This is a genomic window from Pseudomonas sp. GD04158 (genome assembly GCF_029834875.1).
Classification (GTDB): Bacteria; Pseudomonadota; Gammaproteobacteria; order Pseudomonadales; family Pseudomonadaceae; genus Aquipseudomonas; species Aquipseudomonas hydrolytica.
The window spans coordinates 1-19,000 of record NZ_JAODYT010000075.1 but is presented as its reverse complement, the minus strand read 5'-3'; the positions used below and the strand labels follow the sequence as shown (position 1 = coordinate 19,000).

Annotated in this window: 15 protein-coding genes and 3 pseudogenes; 12 read left to right on the top strand and 6 right to left on the bottom strand. The window is 60.7% G+C overall.

All coding sequences use genetic code 11. The features are described 5' to 3' along the window. Together N7333_RS20450 and N7333_RS20445 are read right to left on the bottom strand one after the other, a co-directional pair. A partial coding sequence (locus tag N7333_RS20450) for a MaoC family dehydratase (protein ID WP_279859319.1) occupies positions 1-440 on the bottom strand: 440 nt, incomplete at its 3' end. Next, a complete protein-coding gene (locus N7333_RS20445) occupies positions 437-1,387 on the bottom strand; it encodes a lysophospholipase (protein WP_279859318.1) in 951 nt (316 codons plus the stop codon). The genes N7333_RS20450 and N7333_RS20445, both read right to left, overlap by 4 nt. Before the next feature lie 375 nt (positions 1,388-1,762). On the opposite strand from N7333_RS20445, the gene fadD2 reads away from it, so the two are divergent. Both fadD2 and fadD1 read left to right on the top strand, forming a co-directional pair. Then, positions 1,763-3,451 carry a long-chain-fatty-acid--CoA ligase FadD2 gene (fadD2, locus tag N7333_RS20440; RefSeq protein WP_129481508.1) on the top strand — a complete coding sequence of 563 codons (1,689 nt, stop codon included), beginning with the start codon at positions 1,763-1,765 and terminating at the stop codon, positions 3,449-3,451. 405 nt (positions 3,452-3,856) lie between these two features. Then, complete coding sequence (gene fadD1 / locus N7333_RS20435) at positions 3,857-5,545, top strand: long-chain-fatty-acid--CoA ligase FadD1 (RefSeq protein WP_012018056.1); 1,689 nt, start codon at positions 3,857-3,859, stop codon at positions 5,543-5,545. 120 nt (positions 5,546-5,665) lie between these two features. Here the strand turns inward: fadD1 and N7333_RS20430 are convergent, their stop codons facing one another. Next, positions 5,666-6,568, bottom strand: a complete 903-nt coding sequence (locus N7333_RS20430; RefSeq protein WP_129481507.1) for a DMT family transporter — start codon at positions 6,566-6,568, stop codon at positions 5,666-5,668. An 85-nt stretch (positions 6,569-6,653) separates the two neighbouring features. Between N7333_RS20430 and N7333_RS20425 the strand changes: the two genes are divergently transcribed. From N7333_RS20425 to N7333_RS20405, 5 genes are all read left to right on the top strand, one after another. Next, the gene (locus N7333_RS20425) at positions 6,654-7,154 is read left to right on the top strand and encodes a MarR family transcriptional regulator (protein WP_096826053.1); all 501 of its coding nucleotides are present in this window, start codon (positions 6,654-6,656) and stop codon (positions 7,152-7,154) included. Positions 7,155-7,270: 116 nt separating this feature from the next. Continuing rightward, a complete protein-coding gene (locus N7333_RS20420) occupies positions 7,271-7,573 on the top strand; it encodes a metalloregulator ArsR/SmtB family transcription factor (RefSeq protein WP_003245404.1) in 303 nt (100 codons plus the stop codon). Between the two features lie 148 nt (positions 7,574-7,721). After that, the gene (locus N7333_RS20415; RefSeq protein WP_129481506.1) at positions 7,722-8,696 is read left to right on the top strand and encodes a zinc-dependent alcohol dehydrogenase family protein; all 975 of its coding nucleotides are present in this window, start codon (positions 7,722-7,724) and stop codon (positions 8,694-8,696) included. A gap of 43 nt (positions 8,697-8,739) precedes the next feature. Continuing rightward, the gene (locus N7333_RS20410) at positions 8,740-9,084 is read left to right on the top strand and encodes an antibiotic biosynthesis monooxygenase (protein ID WP_129481505.1); all 345 of its coding nucleotides are present in this window, start codon (positions 8,740-8,742) and stop codon (positions 9,082-9,084) included. A 283-nt stretch (positions 9,085-9,367) separates the two neighbouring features. Continuing rightward, positions 9,368-9,625 (top strand): DUF2790 domain-containing protein, encoded by a 258-nt coding sequence (locus tag N7333_RS20405; protein ID WP_129481504.1) that lies wholly within the window; start codon positions 9,368-9,370, stop codon positions 9,623-9,625. 174 nt (positions 9,626-9,799) lie between these two features. Here N7333_RS20405 and N7333_RS20400 read toward each other — a convergent pair. Then, positions 9,800-10,006 (bottom strand): annotated as a pseudogene (locus N7333_RS20400) (hypothetical protein); the annotation flags it as partial. After that, a pseudogene (locus N7333_RS20395) lies at positions 10,007-10,096 on the bottom strand (LysR family transcriptional regulator); the annotation flags it as partial. It lies immediately after the preceding pseudogene. A 122-nt stretch (positions 10,097-10,218) separates the two neighbouring features. Between N7333_RS20395 and N7333_RS20390 the strand changes: the two are divergent. Then, positions 10,219-11,385, top strand: coding sequence for an MFS transporter (locus N7333_RS20390; RefSeq protein ID WP_129481503.1), 1,167 nt, complete (start codon positions 10,219-10,221; stop codon positions 11,383-11,385). A 43-nt stretch (positions 11,386-11,428) separates the two neighbouring features. Here the strand turns inward: N7333_RS20390 and N7333_RS20385 are convergent, their stop codons facing one another. Beyond that, on the bottom strand, positions 11,429-11,878 hold the full coding sequence (locus N7333_RS20385; protein WP_129481502.1) for a carboxymuconolactone decarboxylase family protein: 450 nt from the start codon (positions 11,876-11,878) through the stop codon (positions 11,429-11,431). Between the two features lie 632 nt (positions 11,879-12,510). On the opposite strand from N7333_RS20385, the gene N7333_RS20380 reads away from it, so the two are divergent. The 4 genes and pseudogenes from N7333_RS20380 to N7333_RS20365 form a co-directional block, all read left to right on the top strand. Further along, complete coding sequence (locus N7333_RS20380; RefSeq protein ID WP_129481501.1) at positions 12,511-13,458, top strand: DUF4365 domain-containing protein; 948 nt, start codon at positions 12,511-12,513, stop codon at positions 13,456-13,458. Positions 13,459-13,462: 4 nt separating this feature from the next. Then, on the top strand, positions 13,463-14,062 hold the full coding sequence (locus N7333_RS20375; protein ID WP_129481500.1) for a hypothetical protein: 600 nt from the start codon (positions 13,463-13,465) through the stop codon (positions 14,060-14,062). Between the two features lie 374 nt (positions 14,063-14,436). Further along, positions 14,437-18,474 (top strand): ATP-dependent RNA helicase HrpA, encoded by a 4,038-nt coding sequence (gene hrpA / locus N7333_RS20370; protein WP_129481499.1) that lies wholly within the window; start codon positions 14,437-14,439, stop codon positions 18,472-18,474. A gap of 48 nt (positions 18,475-18,522) precedes the next feature. Then, positions 18,523-19,000: pseudogene (locus tag N7333_RS20365) on the top strand (alpha/beta hydrolase); the annotation flags it as partial.

The following is a 19,000-nucleotide window of genomic DNA, read 5'->3' as shown; positions in this document are numbered from 1 at the left end:
ATGGTCACGGTCTGTTCGCTCGCCGGGGCGAGGACTTCGGCTTCGCCGTCGACCACCTGCTTGTTGTCCTGGTTGAACACGCGGGTGGCGATGCGCACGCGATTCTTCGGCAGTTTTTCCAGTACTTCCAGCTGCACGGTCAGGGTATCGCCGAGTTTCACCGGGCGAGTGAACTTGAGCTGCTGGCCGAGGTAGATGGTGCCGGGGCCCGGCAGGCGGCAGGCGATGGCCGCGCTGATCAGCGCGCCGGTGAACATGCCGTGGGCGATGCGCTCCTTGAACATCGTCTCGGCGGCGAAGTCGGCGTCCAGGTGCACCGGGTTGTTGTCGCCCGAGACGGCGGCGAACAGTTGCACGTCGCGCTCCTGCACATGCTTCTCGAAACTGGCCTGCTGGCCGATGCTGAGGGCGTCGTAGGGGATGTTGGTGACCTGAGTCATGGACACTCCTTGGTTGGCTTGCGACCGTGGCCGAGCGTCTGCTGCAGCCAGTCGATCAGCTGGGCGGTGACCTCGTCGCGATTGCTCTCGTTGAGCAGCTCATGGCGGGCCTCGGGGTAGATCTTCAATTGCACGTCACGCACACCGGCCTCGCGCAGGGCGCCAGCCAGATCGGCCAGGCGCTTGCCGTCGCTGACCGGGTCGCGCGAGCCGCCAATCACCAGCAGCGGCAGGTCGGCATCGATCTGCGCCAGGTTGCCGGGTGGCGTGATGTGCTGCAGGCCGTCGAGCAGGTCGCACCACAGCTGCGTGGTGCAGACGAAACCGCACAGCGGGTCGGTCACGTACTTGTCCACTTCCGCGGCATCGCGGCTGAGCCAGTCGAAGGCGGTGCGGTTGGGCTTGAAGGCCTTGTTGAACGAGCCGAAGGACAGAAAGTCGATGACCTTGCTGCGCCCCTTGGGGCCCAGGCGCCAGCGTTCGAAGCCGGCGATCAGTCGCGCGGCCTTGTACAGCGCTACCGGTTGGTAATTGGAGCCGGAGAGCACGGCGCCCTGCAGGCTGCAGCTATGGCCCATCAGGTAGGCCATGCCGATGTAGCTGCCCATGCTGTGGCCGAAGAGAAAGATCGGCGTGTGCGTGTGTTGCTGACGGATGTGATGGTTGAGTGTGGAAAGGTCGCCCACCACCTTGTTCCAGCCGTCTTCATCGGCGTAGTGGCCAAGGGTGCCGTGTTCGGCGCTACGGCCATGGCCGCGCTGGTCCAGCGCGTAGAGGGCGAAGCCCGCCGCGACCAGCGCTTCGGCCAGGCGTGCATAGCGCAGGCTGTGTTCGGCCATGCCATGGGCCAGCATGACCGTCGCGCGTGGCGGCGCGTCGCTGTGCCAGTGGTTGACGTGCAGTGGAGTGCCATCGCTGGCGCTGAGAATGAAGGCGTCGTGGCGCATGGCGAATCCTTGTGCCGGGAGTTGCCGCATTGTGCACCTTGGCCGGCATCTGGCAAAGCGCCACGAGGTCGCGCGTTTTCGTAAAGATCGGAAACGAATCGCCGCATTTATATCGAGATTCAGCCCATCAATGACGCCTTCGAGCTATAGGCGACAGGGCTCTGAACTGCTACTTTCCGGGGCAGTCCCGCTGGGCATCCTGAAAAAATCACCTGCGTCGTCAGCGCGGCGTTGCAAGCAGTCTCGTGCACGAGTCCGATGCCCTCATCGAGCACTCATGGGCCTGGCGTGCTGGCTGGCGCTGACTGCCTCGCCAAGGTTTTCAGGACGTGCCTCCTGCGGGCCAGATCACTTCAGGGGAAGAGGACAAGAACAATGCAACCTGATTTCTGGAACGACAAACGCGCGCCCGGTGTGCCCAACGAGATCGACCTGTCCAGCTACAAGTCGGTGATCGAGGTGTTCGAGCGTTCGTGCAAGCGTTTCGCCGACCGCCCGGCGTTCAGCAACCTGGGTGTAACCCTGAGCTACGCCGAGCTGGATCGCCTCTCGGCGGCCTTCGCGGCCTATCTGCAGAAGCACACCGACCTCAAGCCGGGCGACCGTATCGCGGTACAGATGCCCAACGTGCTGCAGTATCCCATCGCCGTGTTCGGCGCCATGCGCGCCGGGCTGATCGTGGTCAACACCAACCCGCTGTACACCGCCCGCGAGATGCGTCACCAGTTCAAGGACGCCGGTGTGCGTGCACTGGTGTACCTGAACATGTTCGGCAAGCTGGTGCAGGAGGTACTGCCGGATACCGAGATCGAGTACCTGATCGAAGCCAAGATGGGCGACATGCTGCCCAGCCTCAAGGGCTGGTTGGTCAACACCGTGGTGAAGAAGGTCAAGAAGATGGTGCCCGACTACCATCTGCCCCAGGCCATCGCCTTCAAGCTGGTGCTCAAGCAGGGCCATGGCCAGGCGCTGACGCCGGTCAAGGCCAGTCACGACGATATCGCCGTGCTGCAGTACACCGGCGGCACCACCGGCGTGGCCAAGGGCGCCATGCTGACTCACGGCAACCTGGTGGCCAACATGCTGCAGGTCGACGCCTGCCTGGCGCAGCTCGGTGACGACGGCAAGCCGCTGATGAAGCAGGGCCAGGAGATCATGATCGCGCCGCTGCCGCTGTACCACATCTATGCCTTCACCGCGAACTGCATGTGCATGATGGTCAACGGCAACCACAACGTGTTGATCACCAATCCGCGCGACATTCCGGGCTTCGTCAAGGAGCTGGGCAAGTGGAAGTTCTCCGCGCTGCTGGGTTTGAACACCCTGTTCGTCGCGCTGATGGATCATCCGGAGTTCAAGAATCTCGATTTCTCCAATCTCAAGGTGACCAACTCCGGCGGCACCGCCCTGGTCAAGGCCACCGCCGAGCGCTGGCAGCAGATGACCGGTTGCACCGTGGTGGAAGGCTACGGCCTGACCGAAACCTCGCCGGTGGCCAGCACCAACCCCTACGGCAACAGAGCGCGCCTGGGCACCGTGGGTATTCCGGTGCCGAGCACGGCGTTCAAGGTGATCGACGACGATGGCAACGAGCTGCCGCTCGGCGAGCGGGGCGAGCTGTGCATCAAGGGGCCGCAGGTGATGAAGGGCTACTGGCAGCGTCCGGAGGCCACCGCTGAGGTGCTCGACGCCGAGGGCTGGTTCAAGACCGGCGACATCGCGGTGATCGACCCCGACGGCTTCGTGCGCATCGTCGATCGCAAGAAGGACATGATCATCGTCTCCGGCTTCAACGTGTACCCGAACGAGATCGAGGACGTGGTCATGGCCCACCCGAAAGTCGCCAGCTGCGCGGCCATCGGCGTGCCGGACGAGAAATCCGGCGAGGTAGTCAAGCTGTTCGTGGTGCCGCGTGACGGCGGCGTGACCATTGAAGAGCTCAAGGCCTACTGCAAGGAGAACTTCACCGGCTACAAGGTTCCCAAGCACATCGTCCTGAAGGACGCCTTGCCGATGACCCCGGTCGGCAAGATCCTGCGCCGCGAGCTGCGCGACATCGCCTGATGTCCGAGCCCCTCCGCTGTTCTGGCGGAGGGGCTTTCCCGTCTTCTGCTGCCGCTACGGCAGTTCAATTGTGGTGATTTCGTAACCGGGCGGACGAGCCCGCAGGCGTTTCATCGACCGCAGCACTTCACCTCCAGCAGATCCAGGCTAGGCTTGGCGCGCCGAGATGGGCGAGCTAGAGGCTTTCTGCCACATTTCGTGACAGATGACGCTTTGTGACTGATACTTTTATTCTGGTCACTTTGCTGACTGCGCAGGCCATGTTTGGTGCTGGTCGGCCTTTGGCAAAGCTGCTACTCTCGGCGCGCTTTCAGGCCTGAAGGCCAATGGAAAAGCGAGCTAAACACACAACAAACAACCGCCTGCGCGCGGTGAAGATCAGCTGTTGCTTAGGAGTGGGCTTCCATGACCGAAAACTTCTGGAAGGACAAGTATCCCGTTGGGGTTGCTGCCGAAATCAATCCCGACCAGTACCCGAACATCCTCGCGGTACTGAAGGAGTCCTGCCAACGCTTCGCCGACAAGCCTGCTTTCAGCAACCTGGGCAAGACGCTCACCTACGGCGAGATCTACAAGCTTTCCGGTGACTTCGCCGCCTACCTGCAGAAGCACACCGATCTCAAGCCCGGCGACCGCATCGCCGTGCAGCTGCCCAACGTCCTGCAGTATCCCATCGTGGTATTCGGTGCCATGCGTGCCGGCCTGGTGGTGGTCAACACCAACCCGCTGTACACCGCGCGGGAAATGGAGCACCAGTTCAACGACTCCGGGGCCAAGGCGTTGATCTGCCTGGCCAACATGGCGCACCTGGCCGAGCAGGTCGTGCCCAAGACCGGCGTCAAGCACGTGATCGTCACGGAAGTGGGCGACATGCTGCCGACCTTCAAGCGTCTGCTGGTCAATGCCGTGATCAAGCACGTGAAGAAGATGGTGCCGTCCTATCACCTGCCGCAGGCGGTCAAGCTCAACGATGCGCTGGCCAAGGGCCGCGGGCAGAGCTTCAACGAAGCCAATCCGAGCAACGCCGATATCGCCGTGCTGCAGTACACCGGCGGCACCACCGGCGTGGCCAAGGGCGCCATGCTCACCCATCGCAACCTGGTGGCCAACATGCTGCAGGTCAAGGAGCTAATGGGCGCCAACCTTGACGAAGGCTGCGAAGTGCTGATCGCACCGCTGCCGCTGTATCACATCTACGCCTTCACCTTCCATTGCATGGCGATGATGCTGATCGGTGGCCACAACATCCTGCTGACCAACCCGCGCGACCTGCCGGCCGTGGTCAAGGACCTGGCCAAGTACCGCTTCACCGGTTTCGTCGGCCTCAACACCCTGTTCGTGGCCCTGTGCAACAACGAAGAGTTCCGCAAGCTGGATTTCTCCGCCCTCAAGCTCACCGTTTCCGGTGGCATGGCCCTGCAACTGGCTACCGCCGAACGCTGGAAGGAAGTCACCGGCTGCGCCATCTGCGAAGGCTTCGGCATGACCGAAACCAGCCCGGTGGCCACGGTCAACCCGTTCAGCGCCATCCAGCTCGGCACCATCGGCATTCCAGTGCCCTCGACCCTGTGCAAGATCATCAACGACGACGGTCAGGAACTGGCCATTGGCGAGATCGGCGAGCTGTGCGTGAAGGGCCCGCAGGTGATGAAGGGCTACTGGCAGCGTCAGGAAGCCACCGACGAGATCCTCGACGCTGACGGCTGGCTGAAGACCGGCGACATCGGCCTGATTCAGGAAGACGGCTACCTGCGCATCGTCGACCGCAAGAAGGACATGATTCTGGTGTCCGGCTTCAACGTCTACCCGAACGAGCTGGAAGACGTGCTGGCGACCCTGCCGGGCGTGCTGCAATGCGCCGCCATCGGCGTGCCGGACGAGAAATCCGGCGAGGCGATCAAGGTGTTCGTGGTGGTCAAGCCGGGCGAGAGTGTGACCAAGGAGCAGGTGATGGAGCACATGCGCGCCAACCTCACCGGCTACAAGGTGCCCAAGGCCGTCGAGTTCCGCGACGTACTGCCGACCACCAATGTCGGCAAGATCCTGCGTCGCGAACTGCGCGACGAAGAGCTGAAGAAGCTGGGCAAGAAGTGATTCGCCTGCGCTGACAAGAACGCCACCTTCGGGTGGCGTTTTTTTTGTTGCGTCACCTTCCCGTAGGGTGCGCCGCGCGCACCACGCTCTTATAGGGGGGCGAATCGGTGCGCACGGTGTTCAGCCTCTGGCTTCCTTCGCCCCACGCCAGGCCACCAGCAGCACGCCGCTGACGATGCACAAGGCAGCCAGCAGCATGGTCAGGCTGCCGCGCTCGCCCAGCAGACCGATGGCGATGGCAGCGCCGACAATGGCGGCCACCGAGCCGATCTGGCTGAGAAACACTGCGCCGGCCAGCTTCTGCAGCACGAAGAACAGCGCGTAGATCATGGCGAACAGCAGCATCTGCAGGACCAGCAGAACGAGCGCTGACGTGCTGTCCAGGCGCGGTGCCAGGTCGATGCCGAACAGGGCCATGGGTACCAGCAGCAGAGCGCCGCCAAGCAGCATGCCCGGCGCTAGCGACAGCGGGCTGGCGCCTCGTGGCCAATAGCGCGAACGATAGATGTTGCCCAGCGCCAGAAACACCGGCACGCACAGCGCGGCCAGAACCCACAGCGACGGGCTGTCACCTGCATGCAGCTTGCCCAGCGCCAGCAGCAGACTGCCAGCCAGGCCGATGCAGATGCCCAGAAGGCGGATGCGGCTGAGCCCTTCCATGCGTAGCGCCAGGGCCAGCAGATAGGTGATCAGCGGGGGAAAGGCGAGGCACATCGAGGCGAAGCCGGCACCGACATGGCCGATGGAACTGAACAGCAGGCCGTTGGGTATGGCAATGCTGAGCAGGCCCGAAGCCAGATAGTAGCGCTGCAGGCGCGGTCCCAGGCCGGGGCGTTCGCCGCGCAGCCAGGCGAACAGCAACAGCAGCAGGCCGCCGCCGAGCAGACTCCAGAGCAGATAGGCCAGCGGCGACCAGCCGGCATTGCCCGCCAGCTTCACCAGATTGCTGGTCAGCCCCATGAGCGCGCCAATGGCGAACAGGAGCGACAGAGCCAGAAGCGGCCGTGAGTTGGAGCCTGACATGCGGATGCCTCCTCGCTATGAATACGTTACGATGGGAACATTCTTTTTGAAAAGTATCTTGATAACAAGATAAATCGAGGGCGACATGCAAGACCGTGCACAACTGGCTGCCAATCAGTGGCAGCAACAGCGTCCCGACCTGGATGGCTTCTCCATGGCCGTGATCGGGCGCCTGGGCGAACTCAGCCAGGTGATCAGTCGAGACCATCTGCTGCCGTTCTTCGCTGCGCATGGCCTGCAGGCCGGCGAGTTCGACCTGCTCGCCACCCTGCGCCGCTCGGGCGAGCCCTATGCCTTGATGCCCACCACCCTTTACGAGAGCGCGATGATTTCCTCGGGCGGCATGACCAGCCGTATAGACCGACTGGAAAAGGCCGGGCTGATCGAGCGGCGCAAACACCCCAGCGACCGTCGTGGCGTGCTGGTGGCACTGACGCCTGCCGGTTTCGATCTCATCGATGGCATGCTTGCCGCCCACGTCGCCAACCTGCAGCGCGTGCTCTCAGGATTGACCGTCGACGAACAGCAGACGTTGCATGAATTGACCGGCAAGCTGCTGGCGGGCTTGGTTCAGCGAGATGAGTGAGGGGGAGGGCGTGAGCCCGCTCGACCTGGAGGTGGAGGATGGATCCGCCTTTTTCATTCCTGACGAACGGTAGATTCCTGCATTGACATATCGGTAAATCTCGATATTATCGGCCCATGGAACTGATCAACGTATTCAAAGCCCTCTCGAATCCTACCCGCCTTGAAATCCTCAAGGGGCTGAAGGACCCGGTGAAGAACTTTCCTCCGCAGGATGAAGGGGACGTTCATACGGTGGGCGTCTGCGTCAGCAGCATTCAGGAAGGCGTCGGTCTGTCGCAGTCGACGGTTTCCGATTACCTGGCAACGCTGCAGCGAGTAGGTCTGGTCGAAGTGCGTCGTATCGGTCAGTGGACCTACTACAAGCGCAACGAAGCGAACATCCGTGCTCTGGTCGAGCTCATAGGCAAAGAGCTGTAATTTTTTAACTTAAAATATCGGTAATTCCCGATATCCCTTTTTACCGAATCATTCGCGATGGAGAGATCGTAGAAAAGACCCGTTAATTTTTTTGACCCAGTATATCGAAAAATCCCTATATCCCTTTTTCCAGAAACGAGGAACTACCATGAAAGCGCAAATTCTCAACTCATTCGGCGGCCCGAACGCATTTGAACTGAGCGAAGTACCCAAGCCCGTGCCGCAAGCAGGGCAGGTTCTGGTGCGAGTGCACGCAACCTCCATCAACCCGCTGGATTACCAGGTACGCCGGGGCGACTACGTCGACTACGTGCCTCTCCCCGCCATCACCGGGCATGACGTATCCGGCGTCGTCGAAGCCGTCGGCCCAGGCGTGACGAGCTTCGTGCCGGGCGACGAGGTCTGGTACACCACGCAGATCTTCGAAGGCGACGGCAGTTATGCCGAGTACCACGTGGCGTCCGAAAGCATCATCGGCAAGAAGCCGGCATCGCTGAGCCATCTCGAGGCAGCCAGCCTGACGCTGGTAGGCGGGACGGTATGGGAAGCACTGGTCGGGCGTGCGGCGCTTAGGGTCGGGGAAAGCATTCTGATCCACGGCGGCGCGGGTGGCGTGGGCCATGTCGCGATCCAGGTGGCAAAGGCCATTGGCGCGCGGGTGTTCACCACCGTGCGTGAAGCGAACTTCGAGTTCGCCCGGGGCCTGGGCGCCGACGTGGTCATCGACTACGAACAAGAGGATTACGTGGACGCCGTCCTGCGGGAAACGGATGGCCAGGGCGTGGATGTGATCTTCGACACCATCGGCGGCGACACCCTGACTCGTAGCCCCGACGCGCTCGCCCAGCTCGGCCGGGTGGTTTCGATCGTGGACATCGCCAAGCCGCAGAACCTCATTCAGGCCTGGAGCAAGAACGCCAGTTATCACTTCGTCTTCACCCGCCAGAACCGCGGCAAGCTCGATGAACTGAAGGCATTGGTCGAGCGCGGTCAACTGCGGCCCCATGTTGGGGCGATCTATTCGCTCGCCGACATTTCAAGTGCGCACGCCTTGCTGGAGACCCCTAACAACGGTCTTCGCGGGAAAATCGCGATTGCCGTCGAGCCCTCGCTGATTTCGTAAGTTCACACTTTTAATTGTCACACTCACTCTCGAGGAATACCCCATGATTTATGAAATCGCACTGTTGCCGGTTCACACCCAACATATTGAACAGTTCAAGCGCGCATTCGCCGAAGTTGCTCCTTTGCTGATACGCGCAAAGGGTTACGGCGGCCACTTGCTCGCGCAAGGGATCGAAACGCCCCATGTTTTCAACCTGATCGTGCGCTGGGCTTCACTTGAGGATCACACGCCGGGCTTCGAGGCGAGTGAAGACCACCGGGTGTTCATGCTGGGCCTGGAGGAATTTTTTTCCGAAGAGCCGACCGTCTACCACATCGAGGAGGCCGCTTTTGCTGCCGGCGGTGGTCAAGGCAGTGCCTTCGACTTGATTCCGCAAGTTTCCTAGAGGCTCAGTAATTGGCCAGCAAGGCGTGCAGAAACGCTTAGCCAATTGTAACGACCGCACCTGAACTGACAGTTATCTGCATTAGACGACTGTCAGGTCAACTTCAGTTTGCAGTGTGGATATTGAGCGCGACGGAGATCGACAAACTCCATGCGCGAGCATGTCGCCCATCTGCACTCGCACCAGCCGCACTTACCTCAAGCTCGTTTGTTCCAGGAGTAGTGATTGCTTGCTTTCTCTTGGAGGCATCCGAGAATTTTTATCCTTAGTTGGAGTTTGAAATATGATCAGCAAGAAGATTAGCCAATATGTTGTCCTCAGCCTTGGCGTACTGTTATCGTTTAACGTGCTCGCGGAAAGTGCGCCGACAACTTACAAGTACGGCGCAAAGCTTGATATTGCAAAGGTTCTATCCATCTCGACGCCCAAAACCCACAGCTGCAAGCCAGTGGATCAGGTCATGACATACGTGGATTCGGCTGGAAAAGTTCAGGTCCTGAAATATAGAGCCCTTTCAGATGCATGCAGCAAAGGGCACTGACACGATCCCAGGGGCGTCCAAGAGGCGCCCTGGTTTTAAATCACTGCGGCTTCAGCCACTCCTGCATCCATCTCTGATAAGCGTTGTCGTCGTGCTTGCTGCGATGTTTCGGCTGGATGACTTCGCTGCTGTTTCTGTCGGATTGATCTTCTCTATTTTCTGATAGCCACGGTATTACTGACCGTACATGGGCTCGGATGACGAATTGGCCACAAGTGGCCGGTGGCCCGACTCATCCTGTCTCGCCAGCACAACGACTAAACCGCCCACGAACACCGCATGAACTGGCTCCCGATCACCGGGGTTGAAGGCTTGCAGCACCGGTACCAGGTCGCCGCGTTGCAGATCCTCGGCCACGCTGAATTCGCCGATGCGGGCGATGGTCCGGCTGACCGCCGAAGGTGTCAGCCCCTGCGCACGGGTGGCGGCCGACAGGCTGCTTTGCTCCGCCACGGTGGCGAACACCGCCATGTCACCTGATCGGCCGCCTACGTCCATTTTTGCTCCGTAAGCAAAGGTGTTTGGCAGAAAGGCCATCTACCGCCGCCAAGGTTCGGCTCCTAGCATTCGCGGCATTGATGAGGAGCCTTTGCATGCGTATCAATCCACCACTCGTTGCACTCGCCATCGGTGCCTTCGGCATCGGCGTTACCGAGTTCGCCCCCATGGGCATGTTGCCGGGCATCGCCAGCGATCTCGGTGTTTCCATTCCCGCTGCCGGCCTGCTGGTCAGCGCCTACGCGCTGGGCGTGCTGCTCGGCGCGCCGCTGATGACCCTGACCACCGGCAGGATTCCCCGGCGCTACCTGCTGATCGGGCTGATGGGCATCTTCACCTGGGGCAACCTGATGTCGGCCCTGGCCACCGATTACTACAGCCTGATGATCGCCCGGGTGGTGACCTCGCTGAACCACGGCGCCTTCTTCGGCGTCGGCTCCATCGTCGCCGCCAGCGTGGTCGCGCCGGACAAGCGCGCCGGGGCGGTGGCGGCCATGTTCATGGGCCTGACATTGGCGACCATCGGCGGCGTGCCGCTGGCGACCTGGTTCGGCGAGGTGTTCGGCTGGCGTACGGCTTTTGCGGGCATTACCGGCCTGGGCGTATTGGCCATGCTCGCGCTGTGGCTCGCCTTGCCCAACGTACCGCTGCCGAAGAGCGACGGCGTGCTGGCGGAAATCCGCGTGCTGGGCCGTGGCCCGGTGCTGGCGGCCCTAGCCCTGACCGTGATCGGTTCCAGCGCGATGTTCACCGTGTTCACCTACATCGCACCGATCCTCAGCAGCGAGACCCAGGCGTCCACCGCCTTTATCACCGCCATGCTGGTGCTGTACGGCATCGGCCTGACGCTGGGCAATGTGTGGGGCGGCAAGGCGGCGGATCGCTCCGTCGATCGCACCCTGATCGTCTCGCTGAGTGCGCTGATCCTGGTCTTGCTGGCCTTCACCGTGCTGATGCGCTGGCCACTGCCAGCCGCCGTGGCCATCCTGATCTGGGGCATCGCCAGCTTCGCCATCGTGCCGCCGCTGCAGATGCGCGTGATGGAAGCAGCCAAGGCCGCGCCCAACCTGGCCTCGGCAGTGAATATCGGCGCCTTCAACCTGGGGAACGCGATTGGCGCGGCGCTGGGTGGTGCGGTGATCAACGCCGGGCTGGGCTACCCGGCAATCTCCCTGGCCGGCGCGGCGATGGCAGGATTGGGGCTGCTGATGGTGCTGGGGTTTGCCTGGCGCTCCCGAGGTGCAGCGGTGGTAGCGGTTTAAGAAGAGACACCTGAGAAGGGGGGATTAAATCTCCCCTTCCGGTTTACGCCTTCGCAGCAGGGCTCAAGCGAAAGCTGACACCCATGCGGTTGAACGCGTTCATGGCTGCGATCGCCGCCGTAAGGTCGACCAGGTCTTTCGGAGTGAACGCGGACGATGTCGCGGCATAAGCTTCATCGGAAACATGCCTTTCACCAACCAGGGTCACTTCTTCCGTCCAGGCCAGGGCGGAACGTTCCTGGTCGGAGAACAGATGCGCGGCCTCATGCCAGACGGGCACCAGAACGAGCTTTTCTACTGACATACCTCCCTTGATCAGATCTCGTGAATGGATATCGATGCAGTGCGCGCATCCATTGATTTGCGATGCCCGCAAGAACACGAGATGTATGAGCTGAGGTGGCAGGTTCGTTCCGGTGGTGACGAAATGGTGCAGACCACCCAGTGCTTTGGCTGCACCGGGTGAAGCCTCAAACCAATCAAGACGAGTCATAGAGCAGTACCCTTTGTGGATGGGGGATCAGTAAGGTCTGCTCAATTAAGACAACTAAGAGGATCAGGGTATTGATCCAATTAAGGGCTTAATGAGTGGTCCACTTTGCGGCGTGGCCGTTGTGGCTTTTGATGCGGTGGGTGTGGAGTGGCTGATCTGCTGTTCAGCGTCCATCGCTCAGGCTTTAGCCTGAAGAGCGTTGCGATGCTCGGGTTTCTGGCTATATGAAAGCCTTGCAAACTGGTTCGTGGCCGCTCAGCTCTGTGAACGGCGCCCGCAAAAAATACGATGGCTCCCGCGCTCCGGCGTGGTAACGATCATGAAACGACTGCTTTTGGCCGATTGCAGCCAGCCACGACGGGCCGCTCTCGGCCAAGAGCGGAAGATCCGTCCTGTAAACCAATCTGTCCCTTTTCTCTTTTCTGCCTAAGTGTGAAAATCTGGCCGTTCCCCCTCGACTTTACGTTGCAACAGCGTGCTGATCGAGCGGCATCGCTCTAATTTCTGCTGCTTGCTTTCAGTCTCTATTCTGTCTTCACCGCTACTGGATAATTTCATGGCCGAGCAAAAAATTATTTCCTTCGGTTAATCTAAGTTTCGCATTTCAGTATCTAATATTTTAAGGGTGTGATATGCATGTAGATATCGGAGATGTCGGCGAAGATGTGTTCCAGAAATGGTGTAGTTCTGTAGGTCTAAATGCACACAAGGCTCAGCGCGATAGATATGGGTGGGACTATTACGTAGAAATGGCGGTATCTCGAACTACCGGTAGCGCATATGATCTCCACAAAGGAAATGGCGCATTTAAGGTTCAGGTAAAATCCACGAAGAGTCGATCCACTTCAGTTCAGGTTGAGCTGTCCAACCTGTTGGCGCTGGCTACTGATCCTTTGCCAACATTCTATTTACTTCTCCAATTTGACTCGGCCTTAGAGAATGAACCGCATTCCGCCTACTTGGTGTGCTTGGACAATCGCTGGGTAGAGAAAATCCTCAGGCGGGTACGAGAGGTCACAATTCAAGATGCTGATGCGAAACTCAATAGAAAGAAAATTTCCGTTTCTTTTGGGAAGTGTGACCTAATTTCACCAGTAAATGCTCATGGTTTCATGGCGAAGATTTTAGAGCTGGTTGATGGGGATTTCTCTGCTTTCTCTAAGCAGAAGCAAGGCTATTTGTCGGAGGTTGGTTTTGAAGATGGCGCAGCAGAAATTCGCATACAACTTGAAACAAAAGAGCAGCAGGAGCAGTTTATTCTTGGCACCCTTGGGTACCGTGAACCAATAAGCGTGGCTTCTTTCCAAGCATGGGAAAAAAGATTCGGTATACGTGACCTACTGCCTACTATAGATTCTACTCAAGGGACGATTGAACTGATCGTTGGTGATCAGCGGGCGGTGCGTATAATGCTGGCTGGTCAGGGTATGGAGCCGCTATTTTTTAATATGCAGTTATACATCTCCCCGATACCCAGTGCGGGTCAGTATCTGCCATTTCGTCTTCGTGGGCGTTATTTTGATGTATTAATTGATCCTGCTAAGAAGAATATCAAAGTAACCCCTGAAATTGAGCCATGACGAAATGTACTCTATTCAGGAATTTCATTCGGCGGTTTGCTTCTTGAATCACATGAGCACCTCTGGGGATAAGGTTGAATTAGCAGTTGAGCATGGCAATGATTTCTTACCCATGGTCTCTCTGAATTGCATGTCAATAGAAAAGATTTTTACTTGGGAGGAAGAGGCTCTTACGAGACTGTGTGCGATTTTAAAGGCTAGCAGTACTGACCCTAATATAAAAATCACCCATCGCTGGCTTCATCAGAACAGAGAACGTATAAAAGAGTCTGCAATGTTGGTGGGCGGAGGAGTCGTATTAAGATCTGAAGGTGCTGGGTTTTCTAAGTTTTTAGATTTTTCAGTTGTTAAGTGCGTGTTCGCAATGGCTCTGGCCTTCCCCGATCAATGTTTAGTTCTTTTTTTCTCAGCAGATGGCGAGTTTAGACTTGAAGAGAAGGAGTACTTCTACAGTAATAATGTCCAGCTGGATCGCGCCGCATTAGGACCACGCTCCGATACTTGGTATAAAATGATTGTAGATAGCCAGCGAGATGTCTATGAAGACTTGGGTGGTGATGTTCTTATTATAGATAATTTGCCGAGCTGGAATAGTCCTGTTTGATGTTGTTCACCTCGACCATAAAGTAATCGCACATCAAATACTTTGGGCGTGATGCTATAGTTATGAGCGTCGTAAACTAGAAGCCCCCGCGTCGCAGGGCTTTGTGATTCTGAAGCTGGCTAGCGTCAGGACTTACGCCACTTTTTGAAGCCGCCGTATCCGAGCAGACTTCAGCTCCTACGGCAACAGGTCCTCCGCCCCCATCTCACCACGAGGCAAGAGGCAGATTTATTTAGTGGCCAGACCGCCCGCCTTGGCCGAAAGCAGCCGCTCCCTTACGCCTTAATTCCGCGCTCTTCCGCTACGGGATAGCCTGCCCGCCACAGAGCGTAATCTGCGACAATCCCGCCTTTGCCCTGATTGCCCCGATCCAGATGACTGACCTCGCCACGCTGCAGAAGAAACTCGACCACGTCATGATCGCCGAGCGCCATCGCTTGCGCCGGCAGTTGCATGAGCTGCAGAAGCAGCCCGACGAGGCGAAGCTGGCGCAGTGGCTGGAGCGTTTTCAGGCGTCCAGCGACAAGGTGGCGGCGCGGCGCAGCAGCATCCCGGCGATGCGCTACGACGATGCGCTGCCGATTGCCGCCAAGCGCGACGAGATCAAGGCCGCGCTGGAAAAGAGCCAGGTGGTGGTGATTGCCGGTGAGACGGGGTCGGGCAAGACCACGCAGTTGCCGAAGATCTGCCTGGAGATTGGCCGGGGTGTGCATGGGCTGATCGGCCATACCCAGCCGCGCCGCTTGGCGGCGCGCAGTGTGGCGACTCGGGTAGCGGAAGAGATCGGCACACCGTTGGGCGAGCTGGTCGGCTATCAGGTGCGTTTCGAGGATCAGAGCAAGGACGGTACACTGATCAAGCTGATGACCGATGGCATCCTGCTCGCCGAAACCCAGCACGACCGCTTTCTGGAAAAGTACGACACCATCATCGTCGACGAGGCGCACGAACGCAGCCTCAATATCGACTTCCTGCTCGGCTACCTGAAGACCCTGCTGCCGCGTCGCCCGGATCTGAAGCTGATCATCACGTCGGCGACCATCGATCTGGAGCGTTTCTCCAAGCACTTCAATGACGCGCCGATCATCGAGGTGTCCGGCCGCACCTACCCGGTGGAAACCTGGTACCGCCCGCTGGCGGCCGAGGTGGACGAGGAGGGCGAGCGCCTGCTCGATGACCTGTCCATCGACCAGGGCATTCTCGCTGCGCTGGACGAGATCACCGAGCACGAGCGCAGCGTGGGCAAGCGCCCCGGCGATGTGCTGGTGTTCCTGCCCGGTGAGCGCGAGATTCGTGAGGCGGCCGAGGTGCTGCGCAAGGCCAACCTGCGCCACACCGAGGTGCTGCCGCTGTATGCGCGGTTGACGCCGGCCGAGCAGCAGAAGATTTTCGCGCCCATGCCGGGGCGCAAGATCGTGCTGGCCACCAACGTCGCCGAAACCTCGCTGACCGTGCCGGGCATCCGCTACGTGATCGACAGCGGCACCGCGCGCATCAGCCGCTACAGCTACCGCGCCAAGGTGCAGCGGCTGCCCATCGAGCCGGTGTCGCAGGCCAGCGCCAACCAGCGCAAGGGCCGATGCGGGCGGGTCGAGCCGGGCATCTGCATTCGTTTGTACAGCGAGGAGGATTTTCTCGGTCGCCCTGAGTTCACCGACCCGGAGATTCTGCGTACCAATCTCGCGGCGGTGATCCTGCAGATGCTGCACCTGCGCCTGGGCAGCATCGAGGACTTCCCCTTTATCGAGCCGCCAGACGGCAAGGCCATCAGCGACGGCTTCAACCTGTTGCAGGAGCTGTCGGCGGTCAACCGCGAAAGCCAGCTTACGCCCATCGGCCGGCAACTGGCGCGCCTGCCTATCGACCCACGCCTGGGGCGCATGGTGCTGGAAGGCGCCAAGCAGGGCAGCCTGGAGGAGATCCTGATCGTCGCTGCCGCGCTGTCGGTGCAGGACCCGCGCGAGCGACCGATGGATCGCCAGCAGGCCGCCGACCAGGCGCATGCGCAGTGGAAGGATGTGGACTCGGACTTCGCCGCGCTGATCAACCTGTGGCGCGGCTTCGAGGAGAAACGCCAGGAGCTGGGCAGCAACCCGCTGCGTACCTGGTGCAAGAAGAACTTCCTCAACTACATGCGCCTGCGCGAATGGCGCGACGCGCACCGGCAACTGGTGCTGATCGCCCGTGAGCTGCAATTGCAGGGCGGGCGCGGCTCGGGTGGGGGCGATCAAGGTGCGCAGAAGGATCGCCGGCAAGCCGGCTCCTACGAGGCGGCGGTTGCTCCGACCAAGGACACCCGCGTCAACGCCATCGCCCGCCAGCAGGCCGAGGCCAGCGAGGCGGCGGTGCGGGCGAAGAACTATGCCGCCGTGCACAAGGCGATTCTTGCCGGCCTGCTCAGCCAGATCGGCCAGAAGACCGAGGAGGGCGACTACCTCGGCGCGCGCCAGCGGCGTTTCTGGATTCATCCATCGAGCGTGATCGGGCGCAAGAAGCCCAACTGGGTGATGGCCGCCGAGCTGGTGGAAACCACCAAGCTGTTCGCCCGTATGGTGGCCAAGATCGAGCCGGACTGGATCGAGCCGCTGGCGGCGCATCTGGTGAAGAAGAACCATCTGGAACCGCATTGGGAGAAGAAGCGCGGCCAGGTGGTGGCGTACGAGCAGGTCACCCTGTACGGCATGATCATCGTCGGCCGCCGCCCGGTGCATTACGGCCCCATCGACCCGCCGGTGGCGCGCGAGATGTTCATTCGCGAGGGGCTGGTGCGAGGCGAGATCAACAGCCGCGTGCGCTGCCTGACCGCCAACCGCCAGTTGCTCGAACGCCTCGACGAGCTGGAGGCCAAGTCGCGCCGCCGCGATATTCTCGCCGACGAGGAAACCCTGTTCGGCTACTACGAGGCGCGCATCCCGCAGGATATCTACCAGGCCGCGAGTTTCGAGAGCTGGTACAAGAAGGGCAGCGCGGCCGATCCGCAGCTGTTGATCATGCGCGAGGAGGATGCCCTGGCCCGCGATGCCAAGGAGGTCACCGCCGCGCAGTACCCGGACACCTTGCGCATCGGCGAGCTGCAACTGCCGCTGTCCTATCACTTCGAGCCCAACCACCCGCGTGACGGCGTGACCCTGCGTGTGCCGGCGCCGCTGTTGCCGCAACTGCAGCCCGAGCGCCTGGAGTGGTTGGTGCCGGGTCTGCTGGAGGCCAAGTGCGTGGCGCTGGTGCGCGGCCTGCCCAAGGCGCTGCGCAAGAACTTCGTGCCGGTGCCGGACTTCGTTGGCGCCGCGCTGGACAAGCTGGTGTTCGGCCAGGGCTCGCTGCCGCAGGCCCTTGGTGCCGAGCTGCTGCGCATGACCGGCGCGCGGGTGTCCGACGAGGCCTGGGCGGAAGCGGCTGAAAGCATCGAAAACCACCTGAAGATGAATATCGAGGTGGTGGACGCGCGTGGCAAGTTCCTCGGCGAAGGTCGCGACCTGGCCGAGCTGACCGCGCGTTTCGCCGAGGCCAGCCAGGCTGCCTTGGCCATCCCGCAGCAGAGTGACAAGCCGAAAGCGGTGGAGGCCAAGGCCTTTGCCGAAGTGGCCGAGAAGGCGCAGCAGAAGATTGCCGGGCTTTCCATGACCGTCTACCCGGCGCTGGTGGAAGAAGCGGGCGTGGTCAAGGAAGGGCGCTTCCCGACCCAGGCCGAGGCCGACTTCCAGCACCGTCGCGCCCTGCAACGCCTGCTGCTGCAGCAACTGGCTGATCAAGCGAAGTTCCTGCGCGGCAAGCTGCCGGGGCTGACCGAGCTGGGCCTGCTCTATCGCGATATCGGCCGCATCGAGGCGCTGGTCGAGGACATTCTGCTGGCCAGCCTGGATGCCTGCATCCTCGAAGGCGAAGCGACGCTGCCGCGTGATGGCGCGGCCCTGGCGCAACTGGCCGAGCGCAAGCGCGGTGACTGGACGGCGCATGCCGAGCGCGTCGCCCGCCAGGTGCTGGAAATCCTCAAGCTCAACCATGGCCTGCAGAAGCGCTTCAAGGGCAAGATCGATCTGGCCCAGGCCATGGCGCTTAACGACATCAAGCAGCAACTGGCCAATCTGGTGTATGCCGGCTTCGTGCGCGAGACGCCGGGCGAGTGGCTCAAGGAAATCCCGCGTTACCTCAAGGCCATCGAGCAGCGCCTGGACAAGGTCGGCGCGCAGGTGCAGCGCGACCGCGTCTGGGCCGGCGAGCTGACCGGCTATTGGGAGCAGTACCAGGCGCGCACGGCCAAGCATGCCCAGGAAGGCAAACGCGACCCGCAGCTGACTCTGTACCGCTGGATGCTGGAGGAATACCGCGTGTCACTGTTCGCCCAGCAACTGGGGACGAAGATGGCGGTATCGGACAAGCGCCTCGCCAAGCAGTGGAGCCTGGTGGAGGCCTGAGCCGCTTTGCGCTAGGGTCAGAAACAACCGCAACCAAGGAGGCGCCTCATGCGTTTACCGCGCATGCGCAACGTGATGGCCTGGACGCTTGTACTGCTGTTGCTGATCGCGGTGGCCCTGCTGGGCGTTCGCATTGCCGGGCTGTCTTCATTGCCCGATTTGCAGCCCTGGCACCGCCTGGTGCCGCAGGAACTGGAGGCGGATGAACTGGACCAGGCTGACTGGCAGGCCTATCTGGCAGCCGAGGCCGCGATACACCAGCGCCTGCAACGCGAGCTGATCGAGCCGGTGACGGCGGCCGGCGTGGCACCATTCAGCCGCTATTCCAGTGACAGCCCCGTCTACCCCGGCAAGCTGCCGCGGGACTGGAATCGCTCCTTCATCCTACCGCCAGTCGGTGCGCCACGCGGCGTGGTGGTGTTGCTGCACGGCCTGACCGATTCGCCCTATAGCCTGCGCCATATCGCCAGCCACCTGAGCGAGCAGGGCCTGCTCGCCGTGGTACCGCGCATGCCCGGCCACGGCA